Here is a 20,661-nt window from a genome sequence, read left to right as displayed (position 1 = left end):
TTTGTCCTTTATAAAAATACAAATGTGTTTCTCTGGAAGAAAACCCTTGATTATTTAGTGAAAACAAGAGATAATAAAAACTAAAATTTGACTGAAAATTTTAAATAGTAGGAGTTGTGGAAATGAAGGTCGTAAAGTTTGGGGGTTCTTCTTTAGCATCTGGAGAACAACTTAAAAAGGTTCTACAAATCGTTGTGTCAGACCCAGAGAGAAAGGTAGTCGTTGTCTCTGCTCCTGGAAAACGTTATTCAGATGATATTAAAGTCACAGATTTACTAATAGAATGTGCGGAAAAGCACTTAGCAAATGAAGATGCTGGGGAAGTTTTTGAAGTAATCATTGAGAGGTATGCAAGCATTGCTAAGGAATTAGCGATTTCTTTAGATGTCGTTGAGACGATTTCCAGTGATTTAAAGAATTTACTTAATGGAGATAAAAGTAAACCAGAAAGCTATTTAGATGCAGTAAAGGCAAGTGGTGAGGATAATAATGCAAAGCTCATTGCTGCTTATTTTCAGCATAGCGGTGTAGACGCACAGTATGTTAGTCCAAAGGAGGCTGGTTTATTAGTATCTGATGAACCAGGTAACGCACAAGTCTTACCTGAATCCTATGAAAATTTATATAAGCTACGTGACCGTTCAGGAATTATCGTCTTTCCAGGATTTTTTGGCTACAGTAAAAGTGGAGATGTTTTAACCTTCTCACGGAGTGGATCTGATATTACTGGATCAATTCTTGCTAATGGAATTAAAGCCGATTTATATGAAAACTTTACAGATGTAGACGCTGTATACTCAGTAAATCCTACGATTGTACAGAATCCAAAGGAAATCAGAGAGCTAACATATCGCGAAATGCGCGAGCTTTCATACGCTGGTTTTTCGGTCTTTCATGATGAAGCCCTAATTCCAGCGTTCCGTGCCGGAATCCCAGTGAATGTAAAGAATACAAACAATCCATCTGCTCCAGGGACACTAATTGTAAATGAACGCGCAAATTCAAATGGTCCCGTTATTGGTATTGCGAGTGACGAAGGCTTTTGCAGTATTTATGTCAGCAAATATTTAATGAATAGAGAAATCGGCTTTGGTCGAAAACTTCTACAAATTTTAGAGGATAATGGTTTAACGTATGAGCATGTGCCTTCTGGAATTGATGACATAACTGTTATCTTAAGACAAAATCAAATGGATAACAGAATTGAAGAAGCAATAACTGAACGGATAATGACAGAATTACAAGCAGATGAAGTGATTATCGAGCATAACCTAGCACTAATTATGGTCGTTGGAGAAGGAATGCGCCACAATGTAGGAACAACAGCTCGAGCTTCCAAAGCACTTGCAGATGCAGGTGTAAATATTGAAATGATCAATCAAGGCTCTTCAGAGGTAAGCATGATGTTTGGAGTTAAAGAGCCTCAGGAAAAACGTGCAGTACAAGCACTTTATAATGAATTTTTTGTAGCTGTTCCAGTGTAATAAGACAGAACGATATAAAGTTGAATTTAAATCGCTAGGTTTTGTTAATTAAAGGTTCCGTTTTAAGGTGCTTTTTTGAAATTTAAAGTTGAAATGACACAACCGTATTGACATAGCTATTGGTTTATAAAATGCAAAAACTTGCCTTAACTTTGGCGAGTTTTTGCATTTTATGGTGATAAAGGTTTCTTATTAAAGTGGTGGATTTTCTATACCTAAATGAATCCAATCTTCTTTTGGTGGTCCATAAACCCCAAAAGGTTTTATTCCTGCTTGACGCATAAGAATAGTAACTTGTTCACGATGATGAACAATGTGCTTGATAAGTCCCATTAAAATTTGCGCATTTGATTCTTCTCTTCCAAATGCATTTTGCACATTCTTTAAAGATTCATCTGTCCATTGTTGCTCAATGGCTTGAGAGGCAGTAGAATTTATATTTTTAAAGGTTTCAGCAATTTCTTTGGCTGAGGTTGGGACACTTTCTAAATATTCTACTGCATTCATCTCCAATCCGAAATGAGTTAAATACTCTGGAATGCTTGTTGTTAAATGCCACGCAATTCTTCCTAAAGTACGACCTTCTGGATAAACTTGTTGTTTTATCGAATCATCTGTCAAACCATCCAACACGTTTTGAGTTAATATGGCTTCCTTGTCCCATTCTTTTATGAAGTCTGAAATTGTTACATACATATATAATTCCCCCGCAATCATATTAATAGATATTTTATTCTTAGGTTCTTTTCTAAGAGCTTGTTGCTTTTAAAAAACTATTTCAGGTTGATTGGAGCGGAAAGCGAGCAACTGGAGCGCAAATCAACCACACCGTACTTCTTGGTAAATAGCAACATAGTTTACGAAAACAGCATATTCTTAAAATACATTATAGAACATTTGTTCGATTATTTCAAATCCCATCTTTACTAATCTTCACCGATTAATAAGAAAGCACCAGAAAACGGACCCATTATTTTGTTAACTTTTCGTCTTTATTTTCATGAATCTATACTTAAATAGTTCACGAACATCTGTTATTGTAAAATCCATTTCGTGTATACTTGATAACAAGCATATAAAAGTGGAGTTGTGAAAGAAATGACAATTGGAGAGATCGCGAAGCTAGCAGGAGTGGCGAAGAGTACAGTTTCAAGGTACTTGAACGGTGGATCTGTTGGTGTAGCTACGAGATTAAAACTAGAGCGCGTGATTAAAGAAACAGGTTATGTCCCAAATACATTTGCACGTAGTTTAAAAGCGAAGAAGACAAATATTATTGGTACGATTGTGCCTAGGCTTAATTCCTATGCAGCTACACAGACCTTGATAGGAATTGATGAGGAATTAAGAGAACAAGGCTATCAGCTGCTTATATCCAATACAAGTCAAAACTTAGACCGCGAAATTGAAAGTATTTATAGCCTGGAGAATCAAAAAATTGCAGGGATTATATTATTGGCAACACAAATAACAGATGAGCATTTAGACGCATTTCAAAAAGTAGATGTACCTGTCTTGTTAGTCGGACAGCAACATGAGCAATGCTATAGTTTAATCCATGATGATGAAACAGCAGGTTATGAGATTGGAAAGTATGTTCTTAGCCAAGGTCATCGGAAAATTGCTTTTGTTGGTGTGACAGAGAATGATATTGCGGTTGGAGTTAAGAGAAAGCGCGGCTTCCAAAAGGCTATTCAGGAAGAAAAGGAATGCGAGGTTACCTATTTTGAAACAAGCTTTAACTTAAAGGAAGCAATAAAAAAATTCCCTTCTATCATGGAAGCGTACAAACCTTCAATATTTGTTTGTGCAACCGACAATATTGCTCTTGGTATCCTAAAGGCTGCTCAGATGGAAGGATTAAATGTACCACGAGATTTGTCGATTACAGGGTTTGGGGGATATGAGGTAACAGAAGTTATTCACCCAGGTATTACGACTGCTAAATTTTTCTACCAAGAAGCGGGCGAGCTTGCTGCAAAAAAGATTGTGAAACTAGTTAATGGTGAAGAGGTTGCTAAAGTGACAGTTTCGAATTTCGACATTATTCTACGAAATAGCGTTGACAGTCTGATATGAAGTTTATATAATATAAGAAACCGGTTCCAATACCGGTTTTAAATTTTGAATGAATTGGAACCGGTACCAAGTTTTTTTGAAGATAAAAGGAACCGGTTCCGTTAATACTTGTAAAGGGTGATAAAAAATGAATTATCCGCAAAATGCAAAAGAGATATTAGAAGCGATCGGGGGGAAAGAGAATGTTTCTGCTGCTGCTCACTGTGCAACAAGACTTCGTCTCGTTTTACATGATGAGGGAAAGGTTGACCAAGCAAAGTTAGATGAAATGGATCTTGTAAAAGGGACATTTTCAACAGGCGGTCAATACCAGATCATTTTAGGATCAGGTATTGTAAACAATGTTTACAAGGAGCTGTCAAAGTTGACTGGCTTAGGAGAAATGTCAACAAAAGATGTTAGTAGTGCTGGTTCTAAGAAAATGAATCCGCTTCAGCGTTTTGTAAAAATGCTGTCAGATATTTTTGTCCCGATTATTCCAGCGATTGTTGCTGGTGGTTTACTGATGGGGATTAACAACCTTTTAACAGCACAAGACTTGTTTATTGACGGGATATCACTTGTTGAGGCAAATCCTGGGATGGTAGATTTAGCAGCACTAATTAATACATTTGCAAATGCAGCATTTGTCTTTTTACCGATATTAATTGGGTTTTCAGCAACACAGCGTTTTGGCGGGAATCCTTATTTAGGAGCAACACTTGGTATGTTGATGGTTCACCCAGACTTATTAAATGGTTGGGGATATGGTGCAGCATTAACAAATGGTGAAATTCCGTATTGGAATATTTTTGGATATGAGATTGCAAAGATCGGTTATCAAGGTACAGTTTTACCAGTCTTAGTAGCATCCTTTATTTTAGCGAAAATTGAAACGAATTTACGAAAAATTACACCTTCTTCACTAGATAATCTATTAACACCGCTATTATCTATTTTTATTACTGGATTACTAACATTTACATTGGTTGGCCCTATTACACGAACTGCTGGAAACCTTTTATCAGATGGGCTTATTTGGTTATATGATTCAACAGGATTTATCGGAGCAACTTTGTTCGGTTTAGCCTATGCACCAATTGTAATTACAGGTATGCACCATAGCTTTATTGCAGTTGAAACACTATTATTAGCTGATATTGCAAAAACTGGTGGTTCTTTCATCTTCCCTGTAGCTGCGATGTCAAATGTGGCACAAGGGGCAGCAACACTTGCCGTGTTACTAATTACTCGTGATGCAAAAGTAAAAGGTGTGGCTTCAGCTGCAGGTATTTCTGCATTATTAGGTATTACGGAACCAGCGATGTTTGGTGTGAACTTAAAACTACGCTACCCGTTCATTGGAGCGATTGTCGGAGCAGCAGTCGCATCAGGCTTTACAGCATTATTTCATGTTAAAGCAGTTGCATTGGGAGCTGCAGGTCTTCCTGGGGTTATTTCAATTAAACCAGGTACTATTACATTTTATGTAATTGGTATGGTTATATCATGTGCGGTAGCATTTATCGTGACTTATATATTGGGGAAAAGAGCGGCGAAAAAACAAGCTTAATAAAGGTTAGGGGGGAATCCACAAGATTCTCCTGCTTTTATTTAATGGCTCTGTTAAAGCTCACTGTTGATTTTGGCACTTTGTTGGTTGGATTGGAACGGATACGTGAGACTCCTGCGGGAGTGCGAGTTCAAGGGAGACTCATGCAGGTACAAGGCACCGAGGAGGCTCCCGGACCGCCCGCGGAAAGCGATCGCCAAAGCGTAAATCAACAACTAAGTTTAACAGAACCTATTTATTCAAAAATTTGAGGTGATTGTTAGCTATGGAATGGACAACAGAGATGAGATATCGCAGAATTGAAGATGTTAGTCATGAAACACTTGAAACAATAAAAAAGAAAGTGAATAGCTGTCAATGGAGACAGAACTATCATATTCAACCTGAAACTGGTTTATTAAATGATCCGAATGGATTTTCATTTTTCAATGGTGAATACCATTTATTTTATCAATGGTTCCCACTTGGTCCTGTTCATGGGTTAAAATATTGGTATCACACAAAGTCCAAGGATTTGGTTCATTGGGAAAATGTAGGGATAGCCATTAAGCCAGACCAAGATTATGACAGCCATGGTGCGTATTCTGGTAGTGCAATTGAGCACAAAGATGAGTTATATTTAATGTATACAGGTAATACCCGAAATGAACTGTGGGAGCGTCATCCATATCAAGTTATTGCTGTTATGAATAAGCAAGGTGAGATTAAAAAGCTGCAATCTCCTGTAATACCCGAAGTTCCTAAAGGATATACAGATCATTTCAGGGATCCAAAGGTATGGAAATCTGGTGACTTATTTTATGCAGTAATAGGTGCTCAAAGGGAGAATAATACGGGCTGTTCTGTACTCTTTCAATCAATGAATCTTACAGACTGGACGTTATTAGGTGAAATGAAAACAGAATATGAAGATTTTGGATATATGTGGGAATGTCCTGACTACTTTGATTTAGATGGAAAGGGAGTTTTTGTCTTTTCACCACAAGGGCTTAAGCCAAAAGGTGATCATTATCAAAATATTTACCAATCCGGTTATTTAATTGGTCAGAAGCTAGATTTAGACACTCTCTCATTTTCACATGGTGATTTTCATGAACTTGACCGCGGCTTTGATTTTTATGCACCTCAAACGACGCTTTCTCCAGATGGTCGGCGACTTTTAGTAGGCTGGATGGGTCTTCCTGAGATTGAATATCCAACAGATCAACATGATTGGGCCCATTGCTTAACACTTCCAAGAGAGTTAAAGGTTAAAGATGGGAGGTTATTGCAGCAGCCTGCACAAGAACTAACAAAGCTACGTAAGGATAAGAGTGTATTGGAAGCTACCATTACAAATGAAACAATGAAAGCTTTTAATGGCATAGCTTACGAGCTGATTTTTGAGATTACTGATAATAACGCAACAGTATTTGGAATTGAATTTCGTGCTAAAGATGATGAGAAAACGGTTTTGAAGTATGATGCAAATACGAAAAAAATTGTGTTAGACAGAAGTATGTCAGGTGATCCTGTCGGGGAAAGTTTTGGTACAAGCCGACAATGCTCAGTAGAAGGAACTAAAATGAAATTTCATTTGTTTGTTGATACTTCTTCGGTTGAGATATTTGTAAATGATGGTGAAGAAGTATTTACAAGTAGAATTTTCCCTAGATCAGATAGTGATGAAATTCGTTTTTTTGCAAATGGAGGTAGTGTAACTTTCATTGCTGAAAAATGGGATATATAAAGGAGAGGTGAATGGTAATGGCGGGGTTATTTTCGATAGGTGAAGTGTTAATAGATTTTATTCCAGAACAAAAAGGTAAGGCCTTAAAAGATGTGGTTTCGTTTGAACGAGCACCAGGTGGAGCACCTGCAAATGTTGCAGCAGCAGTGGCAAAGGCTGGGGGAAAAGCTTCAATGATTACAAAGCTTGGTATGGATGGCTTTGGTGATTTTTTAGTAGAGACATTAAACAATGTTGGCGTAAATACTGAACATGTGCTCAGAACAAAAGAAGCAAACACTGCATTAGCCTTTGTTTCATTGAAAGAGGATGGGGAAAGGGACTTTTCCTTCTATCGAAAGCCTTCTGCAGACCTACTCTTAAATGAGAAGGAGATTGACGAGAGCTGGTTTGGTGCTGGAGATATTCTTCACTTTTGTTCGGTTGATTTAGTAGAAAGCCCTATGAAGCAAGCTCACATAAAGGCAATTCGTTCGGCTAAGGAAAAAGGTGCAATCATTAGCTTTGATCCAAATGTCCGGTTACCATTATGGGAGGATCCTCAAGATTGTCGTAAAACGATTCTTCAGTTTATCCCTGAGGCGCATATTGTGAAAATTTCAGATGAAGAGTTAGCGTTTATTACGGGATTGAATGATGAAGCAGAAGCCATTCAATCATTATTTGTAGGAGATGTAAAAGGAGTTATTTTTACTAGAGGCTCTGAAGGTGCAGATCTTTATGTTAATGGAGAATGCTATCGTTCATCTGGCTATCGTGTTTCTGTACAAGATACAACAGGAGCAGGTGATGCATTTATCGGTGGTTTTTTATATAAATTATTAGAAAAAAACGCAACTGTGTCTCGATTAAGTACGATCTTACAGGAAGAAAATCAGGATATTCTTTCATATGCTAATGCGAGTGGTGCTTTAACGACAACTGGTAAGGGAGCCATCTCTGCTTTGCCAACAAAGGAAGAAATTTTTCAATTAATTAAAAGTCACTCATAAATTTAAGTTTCGCCTTTTATTAAAATGGGTATTATTAAAATGAGATTTAAGATGTTAGGTTTGGATAACATATTTTTAAATGTCCTAATTGATAGCTTCCATTAACAAAAACTGACATTTGTGTTCAATAGTGAAGTATGATAAAATAATGTCGATTAATGTCTAGCAGTCATTAATATTTATCGCTAATCAATCTATTTAAACAATCATAGGACATTAATATCTATGTAACTATAAAAATCAAATAATACATTGGTAAATGGAAGAATTAAAATAAGTCTATCCGTGGCCTAACTTCATCTTTTGAGGTTAGGCCATTTTTGCTTTCTTAGGAAGCTATCTAAAGGCTAAAAATGCACTTAGATTTGTGTCCTGTATTTTTGTGGATAGGATTGGGGGAATTGGATATATGATAAAAACGAGGAACAATCATGAGGATGTCACATATTTAAACAGCTATATTAGTAAGGTTTTAAAAAAAAATTTTGGCAAGGGGCCAGCAACCTGCTTTACATCACTCACAAACGATAAAATGTTTATTTATATGAAGCATTTTATTACACCAGCTGAAGAGGTTTTACTTAAAAAGAATGAACTTCATTTAGCTTATAAAACTCGTTCAGTTGTTGTAGAATCAATTTTTGACGTGGTAAAGGATGAAATAAAGAAAGTATTAGGGATTGTCTTTACTTCAATACAACATGATTGGGATTTTCATCATAATACTGGAATATTGTTATTAGGAAAAGAGTCGGCTCTTCATTTAAACAATTTTGCTCTAAAGTCTGATCAAATGTATAGTGAAATTCAAAAAATATGTTCAGAGGTACATAAACTACCAGATCAAATAAATATTGTGAATGCCACACCTTCTATCTACTATATAGAATACTCCGGTTTTAAGTCGCGAATTGAACATGTTCTCTATACGAAAGGGTACGATGATTTACTGCTCGATTGGTGTAATGAGGTAAAAAAGACTTATAGAAAAAACAAACGTTTGTTTGAAACATGCTTGAATACCTCTATTGAAGATATATTTACTATACTGGATTATGAACGTGATCGCGGTACAATCATTTTTTATGTAAAATGACAAATGCTATATCATCTGGAGTAAGTAGTGATAGTTCTAATATTTCTAGACAAAAATTTTTCTCTCAAAAAGCATTATAAAAAAGCTAAGTTAAAGAAACACTTACTATAAAAAGGGAAACGGCATAATTAACGTAAAATAGGAACACAAAACTACTTTACTGTAAATAAGTTCCTATGATACCATAAACATGGTTAATGCTTTATAGGCATTAATTATTTTCGGTTCCCGTATTTGAAAGAAGTGTTTCTATGCAAATTCAGGACCAATTAAGTTATATTAGCGGGTACACGAGCAAATTGCTAAGGCAAAAGTTCGGAAGAGGACCTCAATCGTGTCAGGCTACAGTAAACCAAAAGCATTTAGTGATCTATATCCGTGGATTTCTGTCGCCGATGGAAGAAGTTTTATTAAGCCAAGGACAAAATGATATTATAGATCTAATTAGAATAGCTATTATTAAGTCTGTATTGGAAGAATTAAAGGGTGTCATTCAAGTAACGATACAAACAGAAGTCTGCGATTTCTACCACGATTGGAATATCCCGAATAATTCAGGAATCTTAATGTTCGTCTTAAATAATCCAATAATTCAAGACAATGAACACATCCAGCTAGACACTAATGAGTTTGAAGCAGAGATTTCTAGACTCAGTGCACTTGTTCAAAAGGTACCTGATGAAATTATTCTTTATCCTTTATCTAGACAGATTCTACTAGTAGAGAGAAAAGGAATCTTAGTTCCAATCGAAAAGGCTCTCATTTCGAAAGGATTTGATGAAGAGCTTAGAGTGGTAAAGGATGAGCTTGAAAAGAAATATTTTCATCGTAATGGTAAATTTGATGAATTGTTGAAACAAAGAGTTGTTGATATTTTTATTGATTGGAATCTTAAGGATGATAAATCCTTAATGAGCTTTATTATACATAATAGGTAAATACTGTGAAGAAGTCATCTTTTGATGATGAAAGTCACATATGGCCTAGCCTCTAATATTAATTAGGGGTTAGGCCTTTTTTATTCTCATTAAAAATAATGAATAGTAGTGAGGAGGAACAAGCCTTCGATCCCATCTCGAAGCAAGCAAAGAACGCAAATTTTATATAGTAAGTCATGTTCTTAAATAGATGAACCTAGGAGGTACTTTATGCTGTTGAGAAAATTGCTTCAGGATCAAGATAAGTTTATTATTATTTCAACTTGCTCGATTGGATTGATAGGTATAGTTAGTTTATTACTTCAAATACAAATTTCTATTGCAATCTTGATTGCCATAATCATGGTTATACAATTGGTTCTTATAATTGATAGGAGTAGACAGAGGTCTAAAATGGCACAGAAAGTTTTTTTAGATGATATCCCATTGCCTATCATAATAACAGACAATGAGAAACTTCTAGATTTGAATACAGCTACAGTATTCATGTTTGGTGCAAAAGATAAATATGAATTAATTGGAAGGGCTGTCAATGAGTTTATAACGTTTCTAGAACGAGGGAATAATTCTTTACATGTCGAAAATTTTCAACATGCTCAGTTAAGTATAAAAGGGAAGATAAATTGTATAAATGGCAGAGTGCTAGATATAGAACTCATTAGTAGTGTCCGCTCTAATGAACTAAATGGTAGGATATGTTATGTAATAAAGGATATTAGTGAATATATTGAAAGTGAGAAGAAGCTCCAGCATTCTGAACAGCTTTCAGTTCTTGGGGAGCTTGCTGCAGGTATTGCACACGAAATTCGAAATCCTTTGACAAGCTTAAAAGGTTTTTTACAGCTTTCTACAGGAACAGAGAAAAATAGAGAGATATACAATAATATTATGCTGTCAGAAATTAATCGAATTAATTTAATTGTAGGAGAATTGTTGCTTTTATCCAAGCCTAAGGAGATGGTTTTTCAACCCAGTCATCTATTATCCTTAATAAGGACTGTCGTAACAATTGTAAATACACAAGCAATCTTATATAACATTGAGATCATAACTGAGATCGACCATGAAGTACAAAAGTTAAATATTAGCTGTGAGGAGAATAAATTAAAACAAGTGTTTATTAATATTTTGAAAAATGGAATTGAAGCAATGCAAATAGAAGGAAAAATGTACATAAAGGTTAAGAGGTTAAATAATGATGTTCACATCTCTTTTATTGACGAAGGGAAAGGAATCCCAGAGGAAGAACTTGAACGATTGGGTAAACGATTTTATTCAACGAAGGAAAATGGAACTGGGTTGGGACTTATGATTAGTTTCAATATTATCGAAAATCACAAAGGTAAGATGAATATTTCAAGTAAAGTCGGGAAAGGAACCGTAATTGATATCGTTTTACCAGTTTAATCAAAATAAAAGAGGCTGAGTGAGTCAGCCTTTTTTAGATGTTACCTATTGTTTTCAGTAGAATTTTTTAATGATCTACCTTTAAAAGTATTCTGCCTACTTAATAGCATTTTTGAGGAACGAATACTTTTAGCTGGTAAATTGTTATTAGGTGCAGCTTGTTCATTCCAATCTGACATTCAGTCATCACCTCACTTTATTCTTCCACTTTTTTCCCCTTCATTAGCTTTTCAAATGGAGCCATAGTTGGATTTGTTTTAAATTGATGATCAAACGGGTTCTTTTCTTGAGTAAACTCTGGATCGGCATCCAGCTTTATTCCAAGTTGCGAACCTGATGTAGCTAATGAATCATTTATAATCGATTCCTTTTTTCCATCAGGATGAGGAGTTACCTCAGAATGTAAGTTTCTTCTATCCAAGTTATCATCTCCTTTATTTAAATTTGTATATTCTTAAGATAACTTAGTTGTGGTTGAAGTATTCCTTTTAAATTTTTGCAAGAGGGGGATAACGCAAACAAAAGTCATCCTCTAAATGAATAGGTTTTTTATTTAATGGATAAAGTAAAAAAAATAGTAGAGGTGAGTAAATGAAGTCTACAATTCCTCCTGAACAAAGTAAGCAGCTGCAAGAATTAAAAGAGACCCAGGAAAAGCTTGCAAATCAATGGATTGATTATTGGAATGATTACTCTTCTTTCGATACCTGGCAATTTTGGTTTAATGTTGGAATGATTATTATTCCTTTAATTTTCCTTTATTATTTTATTGACAGAAAAAAGGCATTCCAATTGGGTTTTTATGGCTTCAATATTCATATTTGGACAGTATATTTAGATGCCATTGCAACCAGATATAACTATTTGGGATATCCATATAAAGCCATTCCTTTTCTTCCGATCAATTTTGGAATAGATACATCATTAGTACCAGTGATGTTTATTTTTGTATACCAATGGACAATGAATAAATATAAAAACTTCTACTTATATACTCTATTTTTGATTGTTTTTATATCGTTTGTTTTTAGGCCCTTGTCTGTTGAACACAATCTTTTGCAACTAAGCAAAGGAGTGAATTATCTACACCTATTTTTTGGATACATCATAATTGCATTAATCTCTAAATGGATAACAAACCTTTTTCAATATTTGCAAATTCATTCAAATAGAACAAAATTAGAGGTAGAATAATTAGACAAACGATAAAAGGATAGATAAAACAGATATTATCTGATTTTATCTATCCTTTATATTGAAAGTAACACTAATTAATCTAAAATAATAATTTTCACTGTTTTACGTCCCCATTGCTTTGCTCGTGCACTTGAAGGCATTAACACATCGATCTTATGGCCAATAATTGCACCACCAGTATCACCGGCAATAGCAGTTCCATAACCTTCTACCCAAACTTTTGATCCAAGCGGGATTACACCAGGGTCAACAGCAATAAGCTTCATGTTAGGATTCTTTTTAATATTATATCCTAAATAGGTTAGGTCGCTTTTTGTATCCTCGTGGCTATAGGCTGTTGCAGTAACGTACATTTCTTTATTATTTGTATTAGGTGTTTCACTTTTGTTAGAAGTAGAAGTTGATTTATTTTTAGTTGAAGGAGGAGGTGCAACAGCTACTTCTACAGCAGCAGCTTCTTCTTTCGCTTTTTTAGCTTTAGCAAGTTCAATTGCTCTCGCTTTTGCAGAAGCTTCCTCTTTTTCAATCTGAGATTGAATCGTTTTTATTTGTGATTGGATATTATTTTTTTTCTGTTCGGCAATACTAATTTCAGATGCTAGCTTTGTATATTTATCCTGCATCGCAACTAGTGCTTGATTTCTTTTTACACGATTTTCTTCAAGGTTTGCCTTTTGGGTTTCAAGGTCTGCTTGCTGACTAATAAGGAGTTGTTCTTGTTTATCGATTTCTTGTTTATCTTCCTCAATTTGCTTTAAGTCAGCTTCTTGTTCATCTAATATTTTTTTATCGGCATTTAATAGTGTAGTAACTGCGCCAACACGCTCAAAGAAATTTCCGATACTTTCAGAGTTGATAAGTGTTTCAATCACAATTGTTGTATGGTCGTGGTGTTGGAGAGCGACTAGACGCTTTTCCATAATTCCTTCACGCGCATACACCTTGTCCTGTAAGAGAACAATCTCTTCTTTTTTTTGTTGGATAATTTGTTGAATTTCTTTAATTTTACCTTCAACTTGTGCCATGCTTTGTTGATTTTGTGAAATTTCACTTTCTAAAGCTTGTACATTTTCTTGAATGCTTTTAACTTCTTCATGAACAGCTTGCTGTTCTTTTTCCTTTTGAAGAATGGTTTGTTGATTCTGCTCTAGCTGTTCTTCAGCACTATTTAAAGTGTCTTTAGTAGATTCTGCGTTTGCCACATAAGAAATAGGTAATGATAATAGAAGGATACCAAGTGTGGCAAGCGTTCGCTTTAAAGCTCGCATAAAGCAACCCCTTTCTCGTCTTATTAGTTATAACATAGAAAGGGGGCTGTTTAGGTTACAAATAGATTAAATTTTCCGGAAGTTTTTTCCTATTATTCTATTAATTCTCTTGTTGCCACTCAGATAATTTTCGATCTGTTGGTAATAAAAATGCTAGAATTCCAATTAAAGGTAATAGTGCGACACCAATCATAGTAGGTGTTAAGCCGATAAAATCAATCATAGCGCCTAACGCAACCGAGCCGATTGCTCCCATACCGAAGGCTAGCCCTACTGTTAGACCTGACATTGTACCAATTTTTCCAGGAACAAGTTCTTGAGCGTAAACAACTGTTACCGAAAAGCTGGACATTAAAATTAATCCAATTAGTGCTAATACAATAAGAGAAAAAGTAGAACCGACAAATGGTAATAATAGAGTGAGTGGTGCTGTTGCAAGTAAGGAGACAATAATGACGTTTCGCTTCCCGAATTTATCAGCTAATGGTCCACCAATAAATGTACCAACTGCACCCATTAATAAAAAGCAAAAAATATACACTTGTGATCCAGCAATTGTTAAGTCGTATTTTTCAATTGCATAAAATGTATAAAAGTTTGAAATAGCACTTACATACCAAGAACGAGCAAAAATAAGAAAAATAATGATTAATAGTGCATTCCTAATAGCTTTAGAAAATGATTGATTTTTCGCTTGGGCTTTTGGTTTTGATTTTGTTGTAGATTTTATATCTGTTAATTTGTTAGAATACCAGTTTGCGATATAAATCAAAAATGCAACTGCAAGTGCTGCTACAATCGTAAACCAGATCGCACCAAATTGACCAAGTGGTACAAGAATTAATGCTGTAATAATCGGGGCAAGTGCCTGACCACTGTTACCGCCAACCTGGTAAATGGATTGTGCCAAGCCGCGCCGATCGCCTGCAGCCATATAGGCCACTCGCGAACCCTCTGGGTGAAATACAGCTGACCCTAAACCGATAAATACTACGGAAAGCAGGATTGTCAAAAAGGATGGTGCAAATGCCAATCCTAAAACACCGAGCATACTGCACGTTAATCCAATCGGAAGAGCGTATGGCATCGGGCGTTTATCTGTATACAGCCCTACAACGGGTTGCATGACAGAGGATACCATATTGAGCGCAAATCCGATCAGACCAAGCTGGGTAAAGGTGAGGCCCATTGATTTTTCTAAAATTGGGAACATTGCAGGAATAACAGATTGGATGCTATCGTTTAAAAGATGACAGAGGCCAATAATAAATAATATATTATAGACAGTTCCTGTATCTTTTTGGTAGGGTGCGGGTTGCTTTGGAATAGAAGCAGTTGACATAGTATATTCTTCTCCCTCGTAGTAAGTAGTTGTTTCGATCATCGAAATACTCTAATAGTCATATTATTGTCATTTGCAGGAAAAAATTCAAGTGAATTATGAGAATATTAGGTTAAAAGTGAAAATTAGATGTTAAGGGATCGATCTCTTATTGTTTTTATGGGACAAAAAAGCTTGTAGATCTGTCTATTTTTCACAGGATCTACAAGCTCTATCTACGTTATATAGTGATTAGGGAGGGTACATTATTTCTCTGGTTTAAATTAATGTATACCTTATCACCAATATAAAAAGGTCTATTTTGAGAATCCTCATGAATGGCGATGAGGTCAGAACCGATATTTACAGTATAATGGATTTCCTTTCCTTGAAATTGGACATTCATAATTTCACCTTCAATCCCTTCGCCTGTATAGGATAAAGAGAATTGCTCTGGCCTAATTGGACAAAGATTTTTAACTCTTAAATCTGCTGAGACTTCAATATTCATCCAATTTGCTTGGATCGTAATTGAATCAGGCTTGAATGTAACCTCATTCAACCATTTTCCATGAATAAGATTTGCTTTACCTACAAATTTGGCTACAAATTCAGTATTCGGATTACGGTATATTTCTCTTGGAGTACCTACTTGTTGAATTTGTCCATTGTTCATAACAACAATTCGATCTGCCATTGCAAGGGCTTCTTCTTGATCATGTGTCACATAAACAATTGTGGCACCAGCAATTCTATGGAGACTTTGTATTTCCCTTCTCATTTCCATTCTTAATTCTGCATCTAAACTGCTTAAAGGCTCATCCATTAGAAGCAGGGCTGGTTTTGGAGCAATCGCTCTTGCTAATGCAACCCGCTGTTTTTGACCACCCGATAATTCATGTGGCATTCTATTTGCATATGTTTGTAGATCAACAATGTTTAAAACCTCATCAATTCTCTTTTCAATGTTGTTTTTTAGATCGTTTGCTAAAAATTGATGGTGAAGCAAAGGGAACTTTATATGATCTTTTACGGTCATATGCGGCCATAATGCAAATGACTGAAATACCATACCAATATTACGTTTCTCTGGAGGTGTTGAATTGTTATTCTCACTTACACATTGATGATCAATCATAATAATCCCATCTGTAGGTGAATCAAATCCAGCCAATAGTTTAAGTAATGTTGTTTTTCCACATCCAGATGGTCCGAGTATTGCAATAAATTCACCATCTTTAATCGATAAGTTTATTGATTTTAATGCTTGTGTTTTTCCGAAAAACTTAGATATATTTTTAATCTCTGTTGCCATTATGTAACACCTTTCTTTCCCAAAGCTTTTGAATGAGGAAAATAGCTAAAAATCCTACGAGGATAAGTAATAAAATAATGGTAGAAAAAGCGGTTGAATGTGTTGTATAGCCGGCCTGTTCAAAATTAAAAATTACTAGACCAATTGTTTCTGAACCACTAGACCATAACAGGGACGATACAGTAAGTTCAGTTAAGGCAGTCAGAAACACAAGAAATGCCCCGCTTAATACACCTGGTAATATGAGTGGAATCAGAATCTTCCTCCACTTAATATAAGAAGAAGCCCCACTTGTCCTAGCTGCATCTTCCATTGATACATCTATCTGTAAAAGAGATGTTACACTTCCTCTAACTTGCAGTATGAGAAACCTTGTGAAATAAGCGATATACATAATCCAAATTGACCCATATATACCAGGGTTCCAGCCAGGTAGGGGTTCTAACCATGTGAAGATCATAGCTAATGCCAAAACAGTCCCAGGAAGAGCATATGGAATACTAATCATACCTTCTATCGTTTTATTGAAAAAAGAAGGTTGTCTAACACGTAAATAGGCAATCAATGTACCAACGAATAAGCCTATTAGTGTGACGATTGACGCAAGTTTTAGGCTATTTTGAATAGATTCCTGTGTTTTGGTGCTAGAAAATAGAATAAATTCATAATGTTTAAAACTAATATTTTGAAATGAAAAATCTAATCCGTATGCCTTTATTAATGATGTAGAAGCCATAGATAAAAGGGGGATAAGACTTGTTGAAATTAAGAAAAACCATAACCCACCTTCAATTATTACTCGTTTTTTCGTAGATAGAATAATGCGAGGTTCCTGGTCTTCTCTTGATGTTTCAAATTGCCTTGAACGCCTAAGTAACAGCCATTGAATGAGCGTGCCAATGATAGCAAAAATCCCTAAAATAACAGATAGTGTAGCTCCTTTTGCAAAAGCTGAAGGGCCGAATCCGATGATTTGTTCATAAATATAGGTGCTTAGGACACGGATGTTAGCGGGAATTCCTAAAAAAGCAGGGATTCCAAAGTTATCAAGGCTTGCAAGAAAGGCTAATAACCCACCACTTGCAATCCCTGGAAGTGCTAGTGGCATCGTGACTTTTCGAAATGAAGTGAATCTCGAACCACCAGAAACTTTAGCAGCCATTTCAAGTTCTCTTGGGATTTTTCTAAGTACACTAATTGTTAGCAAATACACTAAAGGGTAATGAGAAAATCCCATTACTAGAATAATTCCTGATAGACTATATAAATTAATAGGTTCTAAGTTGCCTGGTATGCTATTTAATAGTTTAGCGACTGGTCCATTGCCCCCCATAAATTGCGTCCAGGCTAAAGTTGTTATGTAGGAAGGAATGACAAAGGGTAAAAAAATAAAAGCCTGCAATAGCTTTTTATTTTGAATATTTGTATAAGCGACCAACCAGGCTGTTAACAAACCTAATACAACTGAAAGAATCGTAGAGCCGGTAACGATTATAAAGGTATTAAAGAGTGTTCTCCAGGTCACAGGACTATGTAAAACCTCATAATAGTGTTCAAAGCTCAAGCCGCTTTCAGAGGTAAAGCTTAAAAAGATCAGCCTAACAATTGGGATAAAAAAGATAAGTATAACGACAATAAAACCAATTATTTTCAAAAAAGAAGGGGAATACATAAAAAGACGATTCCCCGTATTTGTTGCTGAACGAACCATTCTTGACGCCTCATTTCATTCTATTGATCACCAAATAAGCTGCTGAACTCTTCTTTATCTGTTTCACGTGCTTGATATAATTCGGATAATTCTGCTTCTAAAACGTCCATTTCTTCAATTGTTTTAAGTCCTTCTGGAGCATCTATCCCTTTTCGAATAGGTGTATAGCCTATTTCTGCTGCTAGTTTTTGCCCTTCTTCAGAAAGTACGAAGTCTACGAATGCTTTCGCAGCAGCTTCATTACTAGTATTTTTCATAATTGCAATAGGTTCAGTAATAACTGGTACACCTTCTTTTGGATAAATAAGATCGATTGGTGACCCGTCAGCTTTTGCACGGGCGATAATAAAGTCAACAACCATACCATATGATTTTTCTCCAGCTGCTACAGCTTGTTGAACAGCACCGTTTCCTTCTGTAATCATCACTTCATTTTCTTTTAGTTGCTCATAAAAATCCCAATTGAATTCGTCATTTCTAGTAAAAACACCTAGGTTATAGGCAGCAGCACCAGAGTATAATGGGCTAGGCATAATACCTTGTCCCTTTGCTTCTTCAGTAGTTAAAACATTCCATGAATCTGGTAAGTCTGTAACCTTTTCTGTATTTACTGCTAAAATCGTTGCCATAACTTTTGTTCCTGTATACATTCCATCTTTATCTACAAAAGTTTCCGGAATCTCACTTGTTTCTTCGGATTTATAAGATAGAAGAAGGTCTTCGCTTTTTAAATTCTCAAATGTTACAGCATCTGCTACTAATAAAACATCAGCTTGTACTTCACCAGCTTGATTTTCTGCTTGGATTTTACTTATTACTTCTTCAGTACCAGAGCGGAAAATCTCTACATTTACATCTGGGTATTTGTCTTTAAATGCATCTACAAGTTTTTGAGCATCTTCGTCAGGCTGTGAAGTATAAAAAGATAAATCTCCTTCAATCGCTGTTTGCTCGTTATTTTCAGTTCCTTCATCAGCCCCTGTTGGTTCTGAATCATTACTACTACAAGCTACTAAAAATAAAAAAATGATTACAAAGCTGAATGTTTTTTTGATTGTGATCATGTTTAGTTCCCTCCTAGAAATGGTAAAATTTCAGTTTTGATCTTGAATAGTGAAAAATGGAAAGGATATGTACATTTACTTTTGTTGGCTACCCCCTGTAGTTACTAGTCTATTGATTTATTATTAAGACTAGGTAAACGCAAGGTTCTTGTTTTGTTAAATAAATGTAAATATAATCATAATTGCTAAGGTAAAAGTTGAGCGGGATCGAAAAAGCTAAAAAAAGACTGTCTTTCATTAGTAAATACTAATAAAAGGCAGTCTATCGGAAGATGATGTTTTCTGTTAATCTTCAAAGCATCCAAATTAAATATTATATAAATGAAAGCAGCCAACCACCAACAGCACCAGATACTACAATCACCCATGGTGGAAGCTTCCAAAAAACAAGCATGCTGAATAAAATCGCAGCAAAAGCAAAATCGATAGGTCCTAAAATTGAGCTCGTCCATATAGGGTGATAAAATGCTGCAATTAAGATCCCAACAACTGCTGCATTAACGCCCATTAATGCTCCTTTCATTGCAGGGTTCTTACTTAAAATTGTCCAAAAAGGTAATGTACCTAAAATAAGCAGAAATGCTGGTAAGAATATTGCTAGTGTAGCTAATAACCCACCTTGCCAGCCATTTATAACTGCGCCAATATAAGCTGCAAATGTAAATAATGGCCCAGGGACTGCTTGGGCGGCGCCATAGCCAGTCAAGAAGGCTTCCTCACTTAACCAACCAGTTGGAACAAATTCTCTCTCAAGCAAAGGTAAAACAACATGTCCTCCACCGAATACTAATGCACCAGAACGGTAAAAGCTATCAAACATTGCGATCCAACTAACTGAAGTCATTTCACTTAATATTGGTAGTAGAATCAATAATCCAAAAAATAAGGCTAAGCAGATTATTGCAAAGCGACGTGAAATTGGAAAACTTATGGTCGATTCTTCTTCAGTTTTATGATGTTTATAAAGTGAAAATCCGATAACTGCAGCAATTAAAATAACTGCTACTTGAATATAGGCTGTTTGCCATAGTAGCGTTGCCACTAATGCAAATAAAGCAATTGCTTTTCTTTTTAAGTCTGGAGTTAATTTTTGAGCCATACCTAAAATAGCATGGGCAACGACTGCGACTGCAACAAGCTTTAGTCCGTGTAGCCAACCAGCATCACCAATATTTAACCCTTGTAAAACGAGTGCAAAGATAATAAGTGCAAGAACTGAAGGGAGTGTAAACCCAATAAAGGAAATGATGCCACCTAGAACTCCAGCGCGCATGACGCCGATCCCGATCCCAACCTGGCTACTTGCTGGACCAGGTAAGAATTGACATAGAGCAACTAAGTCTGCATAGCTTTTTTCATCCATCCATTTCCTTCTACGTATATATTCTTCATGAAAATACCCTAAGTGAGCAATTGGTCCACCGAACGATGTGAAGCCAAGCCTTGTAGAAACGATAAGTATTTCAAAAAGTGTTTTTAAAGTTGTATTTTTCTGGTTCATTTATGAG

At 35.7% G+C, this 20,661-nt stretch carries 18 protein-coding genes; 9 read left to right on the top strand and 9 right to left on the bottom strand.

All coding sequences use genetic code 11. From position 1 onward, the window contains the following. Positions 1-122 precede the first annotated feature (122 nt). Complete coding sequence (locus I7822_RS15180; RefSeq protein ID WP_207979638.1) at positions 123-1,484, top strand: aspartate kinase; 1,362 nt, start codon at positions 123-125, stop codon at positions 1,482-1,484. 192 nt (positions 1,485-1,676) lie between these two features. Here I7822_RS15180 and I7822_RS15175 read toward each other — a convergent pair whose 3' ends face one another. Next, positions 1,677-2,180: a DinB family protein gene (locus I7822_RS15175; RefSeq protein ID WP_207979636.1), complete on the bottom strand. Its 504-nt coding sequence runs from the start codon at positions 2,178-2,180 to the stop codon at positions 1,677-1,679. Between the two features lie 402 nt (positions 2,181-2,582). Here I7822_RS15175 and I7822_RS15170 point away from each other — a divergent pair, with 402 nt between their 5' ends. From I7822_RS15170 to I7822_RS15140, 7 genes are all read left to right on the top strand, one after another. Further along, positions 2,583-3,563, top strand: coding sequence for a LacI family DNA-binding transcriptional regulator (locus I7822_RS15170; protein WP_207979634.1), 981 nt, complete (start codon positions 2,583-2,585; stop codon positions 3,561-3,563). 127 nt (positions 3,564-3,690) lie between these two features. Next, positions 3,691-5,115, top strand: a complete 1,425-nt coding sequence (locus tag I7822_RS15165; protein ID WP_207979629.1) for a sucrose-specific PTS transporter subunit IIBC — start codon at positions 3,691-3,693, stop codon at positions 5,113-5,115. 265 nt (positions 5,116-5,380) lie between these two features. Next, positions 5,381-6,844 (top strand): glycoside hydrolase family 32 protein, encoded by a 1,464-nt coding sequence (locus I7822_RS15160; RefSeq protein ID WP_207979627.1) that lies wholly within the window; start codon positions 5,381-5,383, stop codon positions 6,842-6,844. 17 nt (positions 6,845-6,861) lie between these two features. Then, complete coding sequence (locus I7822_RS15155; protein WP_207979625.1) at positions 6,862-7,836, top strand: carbohydrate kinase family protein; 975 nt, start codon at positions 6,862-6,864, stop codon at positions 7,834-7,836. Between the two features lie 409 nt (positions 7,837-8,245). Further along, positions 8,246-8,932: a Na-translocating system protein MpsC family protein gene (locus I7822_RS15150; protein ID WP_207979623.1), complete on the top strand. Its 687-nt coding sequence runs from the start codon at positions 8,246-8,248 to the stop codon at positions 8,930-8,932. Between the two features lie 251 nt (positions 8,933-9,183). Then, positions 9,184-9,870: a Na-translocating system protein MpsC family protein gene (locus I7822_RS15145; RefSeq protein WP_207979621.1), complete on the top strand. Its 687-nt coding sequence runs from the start codon at positions 9,184-9,186 to the stop codon at positions 9,868-9,870. 210 nt (positions 9,871-10,080) lie between these two features. Then, positions 10,081-11,277, top strand: a complete 1,197-nt coding sequence (locus tag I7822_RS15140) for an ATP-binding protein (protein WP_207979619.1) — start codon at positions 10,081-10,083, stop codon at positions 11,275-11,277. Positions 11,278-11,318: 41 nt separating this feature from the next. On the opposite strand, the gene I7822_RS15135 is transcribed toward I7822_RS15140, so the two are convergent. Continuing rightward, positions 11,319-11,456, bottom strand: a complete 138-nt coding sequence (locus I7822_RS15135; protein ID WP_207979617.1) for a hypothetical protein — start codon at positions 11,454-11,456, stop codon at positions 11,319-11,321. A gap of 17 nt (positions 11,457-11,473) precedes the next feature. Next, entirely contained in the window at positions 11,474-11,698 is a 225-nt protein-coding gene (locus I7822_RS15130; RefSeq protein WP_207979615.1) for a hypothetical protein, read from the bottom strand. A gap of 170 nt (positions 11,699-11,868) precedes the next feature. On the opposite strand from I7822_RS15130, the gene I7822_RS15125 reads away from it, so the two are divergent. Beyond that, on the top strand, positions 11,869-12,471 hold the full coding sequence (locus I7822_RS15125; protein ID WP_243459484.1) for a CBO0543 family protein: 603 nt from the start codon (positions 11,869-11,871) through the stop codon (positions 12,469-12,471). A 77-nt stretch (positions 12,472-12,548) separates the two neighbouring features. Here the strand turns inward: I7822_RS15125 and I7822_RS15120 are convergent, their stop codons facing one another. The 6 genes from I7822_RS15120 to I7822_RS15095 all read right to left on the bottom strand — a co-directional run bounded on the left by I7822_RS15120 (position 12,549) and on the right by I7822_RS15095 (position 20,654). Further along, positions 12,549-13,742: a 3D domain-containing protein gene (locus I7822_RS15120; protein WP_207979612.1), complete on the bottom strand. Its 1,194-nt coding sequence runs from the start codon at positions 13,740-13,742 to the stop codon at positions 12,549-12,551. 100 nt (positions 13,743-13,842) lie between these two features. After that, entirely contained in the window at positions 13,843-15,084 is a 1,242-nt protein-coding gene (locus I7822_RS15115; RefSeq protein WP_207979837.1) for an MFS transporter, read from the bottom strand. 220 nt (positions 15,085-15,304) lie between these two features. Continuing rightward, on the bottom strand, positions 15,305-16,378 hold the full coding sequence (locus I7822_RS15110; RefSeq protein ID WP_207979611.1) for an ABC transporter ATP-binding protein: 1,074 nt from the start codon (positions 16,376-16,378) through the stop codon (positions 15,305-15,307). Continuing rightward, positions 16,362-18,089: an ABC transporter permease gene (locus I7822_RS15105; protein WP_207979609.1), complete on the bottom strand. Its 1,728-nt coding sequence runs from the start codon at positions 18,087-18,089 to the stop codon at positions 16,362-16,364. The genes I7822_RS15110 and I7822_RS15105 overlap by 17 nt, the downstream gene beginning before the upstream one ends. A gap of 20 nt (positions 18,090-18,109) precedes the next feature. Further along, a complete protein-coding gene (locus tag I7822_RS15100) occupies positions 18,110-19,153 on the bottom strand; it encodes an ABC transporter substrate-binding protein (RefSeq protein ID WP_207979607.1) in 1,044 nt (347 codons plus the stop codon). A gap of 313 nt (positions 19,154-19,466) precedes the next feature. Next, on the bottom strand, positions 19,467-20,654 hold the full coding sequence (locus I7822_RS15095; protein WP_207979604.1) for a chromate transporter: 1,188 nt from the start codon (positions 20,652-20,654) through the stop codon (positions 19,467-19,469). Positions 20,655-20,661 lie beyond the last annotated feature (7 nt).

Source organism: Metabacillus bambusae, from assembly GCF_017497975.1.
Taxonomy (GTDB): Bacteria; Bacillota; Bacilli; order Bacillales; family Bacillaceae; genus Metabacillus; species Metabacillus bambusae.
Note: the sequence above shows the minus strand (reverse complement) of the source record. Positions and strands in the feature narration are given on the sequence as shown.